This is a genomic window from Collinsella sp. TM06-3 (assembly GCF_003436395.1).
GTDB lineage: Bacteria > Actinomycetota > Coriobacteriia > Coriobacteriales > Coriobacteriaceae > Collinsella.
On sequence record NZ_QSPG01000039.1, the window covers coordinates 1 to 8,248 of the forward strand.

8 protein-coding genes are annotated in these 8,248 nt (G+C 54.6%); 2 read left to right on the forward strand and 6 right to left on the reverse strand.

Going from position 1 to position 8,248, the window contains the following annotated elements; translation table 11 throughout:
* Positions 1 to 81: 81 nt before the first annotated feature.
* The 3 genes from DXD56_RS09725 to DXD56_RS09735 form a co-directional block, all read right to left on the reverse strand.
* Entirely contained in the window at positions 82 to 465 is a 384-nt protein-coding gene (locus tag DXD56_RS09725) for a GntR family transcriptional regulator (protein WP_015564335.1), read from the reverse strand.
* A 269-nt stretch (positions 466 to 734) separates the two neighbouring features.
* Positions 735 to 1,919 carry an MFS transporter gene (locus DXD56_RS09730; RefSeq protein ID WP_117641064.1) on the reverse strand — a complete coding sequence of 395 codons (1,185 nt, stop codon included), beginning with the start codon at positions 1,917 to 1,919 and terminating at the stop codon, positions 735 to 737.
* Positions 1,897 to 2,178 (reverse strand): DUF2087 domain-containing protein, encoded by a 282-nt coding sequence (locus tag DXD56_RS09735; RefSeq protein ID WP_055251466.1) that lies wholly within the window; start codon positions 2,176 to 2,178, stop codon positions 1,897 to 1,899. The genes DXD56_RS09730 and DXD56_RS09735 overlap by 23 nt, the downstream gene beginning before the upstream one ends.
* Before the next feature lie 493 nt (positions 2,179 to 2,671).
* Here DXD56_RS09735 and DXD56_RS09745 point away from each other — a divergent pair, with 493 nt between their 5' ends.
* Positions 2,672 to 3,625: a hypothetical protein gene (locus DXD56_RS09745; RefSeq protein WP_117641065.1), complete on the forward strand. Its 954-nt coding sequence runs from the start codon at positions 2,672 to 2,674 to the stop codon at positions 3,623 to 3,625.
* A gap of 140 nt (positions 3,626 to 3,765) precedes the next feature.
* Positions 3,766 to 5,061 (forward strand): hypothetical protein, encoded by a 1,296-nt coding sequence (locus DXD56_RS09750; protein WP_117641066.1) that lies wholly within the window; start codon positions 3,766 to 3,768, stop codon positions 5,059 to 5,061.
* Between the two features lie 61 nt (positions 5,062 to 5,122).
* Here the strand turns inward: DXD56_RS09750 and ettA are convergent, their stop codons facing one another.
* From ettA to DXD56_RS09765, 3 genes are all read right to left on the reverse strand, one after another.
* The gene (gene ettA / locus DXD56_RS09755) at positions 5,123 to 6,802 is read right to left on the reverse strand and encodes an energy-dependent translational throttle protein EttA (RefSeq protein ID WP_055251458.1); all 1,680 of its coding nucleotides are present in this window, start codon (positions 6,800 to 6,802) and stop codon (positions 5,123 to 5,125) included.
* Positions 6,803 to 6,986: 184 nt separating this feature from the next.
* Entirely contained in the window at positions 6,987 to 7,691 is a 705-nt protein-coding gene (locus DXD56_RS09760) for an SdpI family protein (protein ID WP_117641067.1), read from the reverse strand.
* Positions 7,684 to 7,962, reverse strand: coding sequence for an autorepressor SdpR family transcription factor (locus DXD56_RS09765; protein ID WP_022094448.1), 279 nt, complete (start codon positions 7,960 to 7,962; stop codon positions 7,684 to 7,686). The genes DXD56_RS09760 and DXD56_RS09765 overlap by 8 nt, the downstream gene beginning before the upstream one ends.
* Between the last annotated feature and the right edge of the window lie 286 nt (positions 7,963 to 8,248).

Consider the following 8,248-nt stretch of genomic DNA (forward strand, 5'->3'; position numbering starts at 1 on the left):
TATTTGCTCAATGTGTTCGGCTGAGATCGGAAATCAACCAATTTTTTCAAAGATTTTGAAAGATTCGTTACCTCTAAATAATTAGTCATCTGTTTTTACCTCCGTTAAAATGTCCAAAAGGCGATGTAATTCCTCTGTGGATAGATTTGCCATTCTTGCAGCTTTTATTGCTTCGGTGAGATTGTTTTCTACTTTGCAAATAAGCTGCTCCTTAATCAGTTCTGAACCAGACCCCATTACGAAACATCCACGCCCCTGCACATTTTTAACAAAGCCCTCTTGCTCTAATTCTGTGTATGCCTTTGTCACTGTTAAGACGCTGATCTTTAAGTCTTTGGCAAGTGTTCTAAGGGAGGGCAAAGTTTCTTCGGCTTGAAGCTCGCCAGATAAAATAGCCGCCTTGATCTGCTGTTTAATCTGCTCGTATATGGGGATGCCAGATACATTTGAAATAATCAGTTTCATTGCTGCATCCTCCGTGTGTTTTAACTGTTATGCTGTTTAGTTTAACATTCGAACTAAACGAATCCTTTGATTCCCGATACCTTTTACAGCACTCTTCGACATGTCTAAAAGATAGGAGGTCATCGTAAAATTCCACGTTTAAGTCAACAATGTCAACTTTGTATTGTTCAACCTCTTGAAGATATGACTTCAAAACAGGCAAGGCAAGATACGGCCCCACTGGACTCCATCCTGGGGGAAATACTAAAAGCGTTTTAGGCATATCAACGTCACATCTTTCGCAAATAATTCAATTGAAACACAACTACCATCATAATTGAAAATACACCAAGTCCTGTAACGAGAATTGAGAACATCGCGATGCTCGTGAACAGCGAAACAAGAAGTGTTGAAATAACAACAGCAACCGATTGCAAAGACTCCCTAATTGAAAACAGGCTTATCGATTCAGATCCGTCTCTCGCCAAATCCTGCAGCGATGTTATGAGAAGCACATCTTGAATGGCGTTTCCGGCACCGACGATAAAAAGGAAAATAAACGATATCCCAGACGCATAGCGATAGCCAAACGCCAGATACGCACCGAGCGCAAGATACGTCACAAAACAATATGATTTAACGCAATCGGAACCACTGATTAAACGACCATATATTGTATTTCCGAACAACAGTCCGATTGTAAGACTACTCTGAAGGAATCCGTATTGTATCGATGACGAGTCAAATTGCAATTGCGCTATAGCTGGCAAAAGAGAATTCAGAGAGCCGAATGCCACGCCACTAGAAATATCGATTAATAGGAAACCAATTGCCAAGTGCTTCGCGCTAAGATCACTAAATGCAGTCCTGTTTTTTTCATTTTTGCTTATTCCCTCTTTATCATTAACCTCGATAATCGACGGAACATCTCGCAGCAACCAGAACGACGCGGCAAAAGAAAGCGCGTCTAATGCAAGAACAGCCTCCGCCCCAAATTGAGCGACAACAAAACCGCCGGCAACTGGCCCCAGAACCATCATCAAATTCTGCAGGAACCCAAACGAATTATTAATTACGTCGCGATTGATACTATTCGTATTGGCTCTTAACAACGAGTAAAAGCAGGGCATTTCTACCGTTCGGCAAAGCGATACCGCGCACGTAATAGCAAACATACTCCATTTACTATCAACAAAAATATAGCAAACGAATAATCCCGCGCGAATTAAGTCTGCCAATCTCATGGCCTGCAGTGTCCCGATACCCATCTTCTGAGGCAGCTGCGCGAGCGCAACTGAAAACAGAGAGGGGGCAAATCTGCAGCAGACCATCAAAGCAGTTGCAGAAACATCGTGAGTTACCTCGTAAATCAGCATTGGCAAAGCAATATTCGCACACCAATTGCCTATTTCGCTTATCCCTCTAGCAATATATAGGACCCGAACCGGACGGCTAGCTCTCAATACCGTGAACATCACGATTAACCTCGTATTTCAGGCCTCGTTCATCCCTTAATAGGAATCCATAATCAACCAAGTACCGCCTCAACACGGCATAATCAGGATAGAGCTGTGACAGCACACGATTAACCTGAAGCTCCGTATAACTTGTATTTAATTCAAAGAAAGAGACGGCCCATAGCAGCATGATTCTTTTATAGCTTTCCTTTTTTGGAATTGAAACCAGCTCGCCATTCTTGAGAAATCGTTTTTTAAAGTCTATTAGCTCATCCATTCACATCCTCCATTTCATACGCATCTAATACTAAAAATGCATACGCTTTAGGTCATCGCATTCAGCTTCTTTATTCGAACTAAACTCGAACTAATCTAAATTATTTGCTCAGACACTCTTCGAAAGCTCGTTTTTCACTCTGAGTAAAATGCCCTTCCCAGTCAGTCCACGAACAGGAAGGCAACTCACAACGAGCGGAGTCGAAGCCCTCTGCCGTCGGTCGCTCAAAATGCACGATAACCTTTTCGATATCGCCATCTGTAATCAGGTCAGAATGAATGACCTCGGTTCCATCTTCGAATGTCATATACGGGTACATCACGTAAACCACCTCGCAAACATAAATCCAGTTTAGCATCAAGCTATTGCACCAAAGACAGCAGGCCCCCTTGATGAGTTGATGGTATCTGTTAAATGTCACGTACGATTCACATCTGGTGGGTACCCTGATGGCTACACGAAACGAAGCAGATTTACACCGGGAGGACCCCGTATGGCAACCAAGTACACCGACGCGCCGCGCACGCGCGTCATGACACCGGCCGCGCTCAACAACGGCGTGCACGAGAACCATTCCATCGGACAGACCATGGCCATCGCGCCCAAAAAGGGCCTGTTCGATGACATTTCCATTCCCCAAATCATCGCCGGCGCCGCAGCTGCCGCCACGAGCGTCGCGCTTGCTTCCAAGATCGGCATCGCTGGTTCAGTAATTGGTGCCGCCGTGAGCTCGGTCATCACCGTTGTGTCCTCGCAGGTCTACCGCCACTTTATCTCTGCCAGCGCCGAAGCCCTCAAAGGTACGCACGCCGCCGACAACTACCCCGCCGGTGCTTATGAGCCCGTTGAGTTAAATGCCGAGGAGCACTTGGGCGGCGCCGCAACTACGCAGGAGATGCGCCAAATTGCGGGGCGCGCGACCACGGCGCGCGTCGCCCCCGACAGCCTGCGCGCCAAGGCGGCAGCAGAGCGCAGCCAGACGCAAAAGAAGGTCATCGTCTTCTCGATCGCCATCGCCATCGTCGCGGTCATCGCCTGCGCCGGCGCCATCCTTATCACCACTGCCGGTGAGGGTCTGGGCGAGCGTCCCGAGCCAATCCTGTCGTCGCGCACGACCGAGAGCGATGCAAATGGCAACACCCAGTCGCAGGATCAGCAGGCACAGACGGACGACACGCAAGACAGTTCTGCCTCTGCCAATTCGTCCTCGAACACCCAAAACCAATCGCAGGGCACCGATTCCTCTACGGCCAACAGCGGTACGCAATCCGGCACGACCGACTCAAGCCAAACGACTGACGGCTCTCAACCGAGCACGGGCGACCAGGCGAATGGCAATACACCGAGTACGGGATCTACCGACAACAGCAACACCAACAGCTCGAGCGGAACCGCGTCCGGCACGGCATCTGACAGTTCAAGCCAAGGCGCGACATCGGGCAACTAGGCACATTTGCCTCTCATAGATAACCGACCTGTATAACGGGCGCGAATCGACAGCGGTTCGCGCCCGTTTGCCTTGGGCGCCGCCATGGCGAGCGCCATGCGACGGTAAGATGCTTTACATGTGTAAAGAGGAGATTTGCCATGAGCAAGACAATAGTTAGGCCCACGCTTTCACTGGGCAACCACATCTATCTGTATCGCCTGCTGCGCGATGCGATTGGATGCGGCAAGCAAACGTTTATGACGCAGGTCGAAGAGGCGCTCGCCGCTGGCGACATGACCGCTTATGACCTGGGCTTCGAATCCACGCGCGAGCTGCTCGAAGAGCTTGACGACTGCATTAAGCTGACCGTCTTTAAGGGCGGTCGCCTGTATGCCACCGTCATCGCCAACGAGGCCTGGGATGCCGCCCTTGCCAAGGGCGAGGACAAGCCCAAGACCGCCAAGGGCGCTAAGCAGTCCTACAAAAAGAAAAAGCGCGGTGAGAAGGACCTCAAGGCTGTGCGCCCCAAGCACGTTAAGCGTCCCGAACCCGTAGTTGAAGCTGCGCCTGAGCCCGAGCCCGAGCTCGAAGTCACTATTGAGGTAACAGCAGAAGCCGAAGCCGAAATCGCCGCCACGACCGACGCCAAAGTCATATCCGAGCAGGAAGCCACTGCGGAGCTCGACGAGGCTCCCAAGTCGACAACCGAAGAAGCCACCAACCAACCCGAGACGCCTGCGTACCAAAACAGCGGTGTCTTTAGCGACGAGACTGAGGACGATCAACCCAACGAGCCCGCCGATCAAGGCGCTACCGAGTCGGCGCCGAAGCCCGAGACGCCGCAGCCCGCCATCTCGCTCACGGTCGTCTATGACCCCGAGAACGCCAACGCCGGCATCACCACCATGGCATCCACGCCCATCGAGGCAAAGCCGAGCGTCGGGAACGAGAACGCGACGCAGGTTGAGGTTGAAACTGCAGCTGCAGACGCGCCCGCCACCGTGAAGCCCGCAGATTCTACGATCAAGCCGAAAACGACGCTAGAGCCCGCACCCGCCATCGAATCCGTGCCCACCTCTGCTTGCGACCAAATTCCCGCACCCGCACCGGCTCCGGTCCCCGCTGCAGCACCGGCCCCCGCACCCGCAGCGCCCGCCATCCCCGAGGACTTCCCCGTCGATTTCGCAACCGAGGTCTTCTGCCCCGGCCCGCTTCTGCACCAGCTGTCGACCTATCTCCCCTACGGCGCCGACACGCTCGGCATCGTCGGCGAGTACTATTGGATTGCCCGCGAGCGCGGTACCATCGAGGCCGCGCGAAACCGCGCAAGCTTCCCCCTGCGCTACACGCAGGCCGGCGAGCGCCACGAAGTCACCGTTCGCATCCGCCGCAACACCACCGGCGGTCTCGGAGCCGCCTGGACCATCGATAAAGTCGAGCCTTCTACCAAGTAACAAAAAGGGACGATAACCCTCAAGGTTATCGTCCCTTTCTCGTTAGGTCACCTGAGCTCGACTAATCACGCGTCAGCTTGCGGTGAATACGATGCGGCTGGGCTGCGTCCTCGCCCAGGCGCTCGATGCGGTTGGCCTGATAGGCCTCGAAATTGCCCTCGAACCAATACCAGTTGCCCGGATTCTCGTCGGTGCCCTCCCACGCCAGAATGTGCGTGGCGACGCGGTCCAGGAACATACGGTCGTGGCTAATGACCACCGAGCAGCCCGGGAACTCGAGCAGCGCCGCTTCGAGCGAGGACAGCGTCTCGACGTCGAGGTCGTTCGTGGGCTCGTCGAGGAGCAGCAGGTTGCCGCCCTGCTTGAGCGTAAGCGCCAGGTTCAGACGGTTGCGCTCGCCACCGGAAAGTACGCCAGCGCGCTTCTGCTGGTCCTGGCCCTTAAAGCCAAAGCTCGCCACATAAGCGCGGCTCGGAACCTCGGTCTCGCCGACCATCATGTGGTCCAGGCCGTCCGAGACGACCTCCCATAGGTTCTTATCGGGGTCGATGCCGGAACGGTTCTGGTCGACGTAAGAAATCTTGACGGTCTCGCCCACCTCGAGCTCGCCCGAAGTCAGCGGCTCCAGACCCACAATCGTCTTGAACAGCGTGGTCTTACCGACGCCGTTGGGGCCGATGACGCCCACGATGCCGTTGCGCGGCAGGGTGAACGAAAGGTCGTCGATAAGCACGCGGCCATCGAACTCTTTGTGCAGGTGATGGGCCTCGAGCACCTTGTTGCCCAAACGCGGGCCCACAGGAATGCGAATGTCAGTCCAGTCGAGCTTCTGGCTTGCGCGGGCCTCGGCCTCCATCTCCTCGTAGCGAGCCAGACGGGCCTTGTTCTTGGCCTGGCGAGCCTTGGGCGAGCTGCGTACCCACTCGAGCTCGGCCTCCATGCGCTTGGCGAGCTTGGCATCGCGGTTGCCCTGCGCCTCGATACGGGCAGCCTTGGTCTCCAGATACGTGGAGTAGTTGCCCTTGTAGGGATAAAGGTGGCCGCGGTCGACCTCGCAGATCCACTCGGCAACGTTATCCAGGAAGTAGCGATCGTGCGTGACGGCAAGCACCGCGCCCTGGTAGTTGTGCAGGAAGTGCTCGAGCCACAGGATCGACTCGGCGTCCAGGTGGTTCGTGGGCTCGTCGAGCAGCAGCAGGTCGGGAGCCTCGAGCAGCAGCTTGCACAGGGCCACACGGCGGCGCTCGCCGCCAGAGAGCACGTTGACCGGCATGTCGGAATCGGGCAGCTGCAGGGCGTCCATGGCCTGGCCGAGCTTGGAATCGATATCCCAGCCGTCGGCGGCGTCAATCTCGTCCTGGAGCTTTCCCATCTCGGCCATGAGGGCGTCCATGTCGCAGTCCGGATCGCACATCTCCTCGCCGATCTTGTTGAAGCGATCGACCTTGGCGATCATGTCGCCAAACGCCATGCGCACGTTCTCGATGACGGTCTTGTCGTCGTCAAGCGGCGGCTCCTGCTGCAGGATGCCCACGGTGTAGCCGGGGGTAAGCCTGGCATCGCCGTTGGAGACCTCCTCGATGCCGGCCATGATCTTGAGCAGGGTCGACTTGCCCATACCGTTGGGGCCCACGACGCCGATCTTGGCACCGGGGTAGAAGCTCAGGGTCACGTCGTCAAGGATTACCTTGTCGCCATGGGCCTTGCGAGCCTGATACATCTGGTAGATAAACTCCGCCATTTGTCTGTTTTATCCTTTCTACCTGTTGTTTCCCTATTCTTGATTCGCTTTAGTGGAAACGAAATGAGAAAACTAGCTCTGAAACGTAACGAAAAAGGGGCATGGTTGCCCATACCCCCTAATACTACCTGGGAAAAATCCCCCAGAACATACCATGAACTGCGTACGCTAGTTTTCCGCAACCTTAACGAACAGCCCGCTGAGATTTGCGCCACAGCAGATACGAGTAGACGTAGACGGCTCCGACCGAACCAAACGCCAGAACCGCAATCACCGCGGCGACGACTTCATTCGAAAGCACAGCACCTGCCACGCCCATCGCAATCAGGCCAACACCCAGCACCATAAAGCAGGCACCGCCAAAGCGCTGCGTACGGCGCCAGTTCTCGGGATCGGCAAGCGCCCAAGGCGTCTTGATACCGAGCGTATAGTTCTGCTTCACACGCGGCAAGTAGTTGCCTACGCCGATGAACAGCAAACCGATAGCACCGGAAATCAGCACGTTGACCGAACCGACCGCCGGCACCACGCCCCAGACCGTAAGCTCTCCCAGCCAGCTTACGGCACACATGAACAAGGTAAAGGCGATTACGAAGCCCTGATAGAACTTGCCCGAGGTTCGATATGCCTCACCTTTAGGATCGATGCGCGGCACCACGCAGAACATTGCAAGAAGTGCCAGAGGCAGCACGCCGAGCGCGGAGGCCATCCAGCTAGGGCCCCAACCGTCGACGGCGCCGTTCGCTCCCCAGTGCGTGGGAATCTGCGCAGGCAAGCTCGGCATCACCATGAGGTGCGCTACGACATTGGCGACGCACAGAGCAACCAGCGCAATCCACACGCGCGACGATACCCCCGTGGGGTGAATGCCCTTGTTTTCGTTATTCATCCTTATCACCTTCCGTGTTTGTAAAGCCCATAAACCAGCCAATTAAATCCTGCATGACGGTGGTGTTTAAGCTGTATACGATGTTTTGGCCATGGCGCTCGTCGGTCACCAACCCGGCGTTTTTGAGCGTCGCCAAGTGATGGCTCAGCGATGGCTTACTGATATCGAAATGCTCGGCAAGCTCCCCCGCCGTGCAATTGCCCTCGCGCAGCAACTCCAAAATGCGCCGTCGCGTTGGATCGGCAAGCGCCTTAAAACCCTCTCCCGGCATAAGACCTCCTCTCATCATCTCTCATGACGCGCACACTATACTCGATATTTAGATGTTTGTCTAACTGTCTAATCTTGTACTCAAAAAAATAGCCGCCTCCGCGTAATGCGAAGACGGCCACTTCTCACGCTACAAACGTGTTTGGGAGTTGGCCAACCCGCTGCAACGGGTGCCATTTGCTTTATCTTATGCGAATCCCGATCCCATTTCAACAAACCCCAAGGGTTCAAATGGAATCGTAATAATACCCTTGATTATCGACTTTATCCGAACACCTCCCACATTC

Coding starts and splice junctions, on each gene's coding strand:
- DXD56_RS09725 (WP_015564335.1), bottom strand. CDS start 465: ATGAAACTGATTATTTCAAATGTATCTGGCATCCCCATATACGAGCAG.
- DXD56_RS09730 (WP_117641064.1), bottom strand. CDS start 1,919: ATGTTCACGGTATTGAGAGCTAGCCGTCCGGTTCGGGTCCTATATATT.
- DXD56_RS09735 (WP_055251466.1), bottom strand. CDS start 2,178: ATGGATGAGCTAATAGACTTTAAAAAACGATTTCTCAAGAATGGCGAG.
- DXD56_RS09745 (WP_117641065.1), top strand. CDS start 2,672: ATGGCAACCAAGTACACCGACGCGCCGCGCACGCGCGTCATGACACCG.
- DXD56_RS09750 (WP_117641066.1), top strand. CDS start 3,766: ATGAGCAAGACAATAGTTAGGCCCACGCTTTCACTGGGCAACCACATC.
- ettA (WP_055251458.1), bottom strand. CDS start 6,802: ATGGCGGAGTTTATCTACCAGATGTATCAGGCTCGCAAGGCCCATGGC.
- DXD56_RS09760 (WP_117641067.1), bottom strand. CDS start 7,691: ATGAATAACGAAAACAAGGGCATTCACCCCACGGGGGTATCGTCGCGC.
- DXD56_RS09765 (WP_022094448.1), bottom strand. CDS start 7,962: ATGCCGGGAGAGGGTTTTAAGGCGCTTGCCGATCCAACGCGACGGCGC.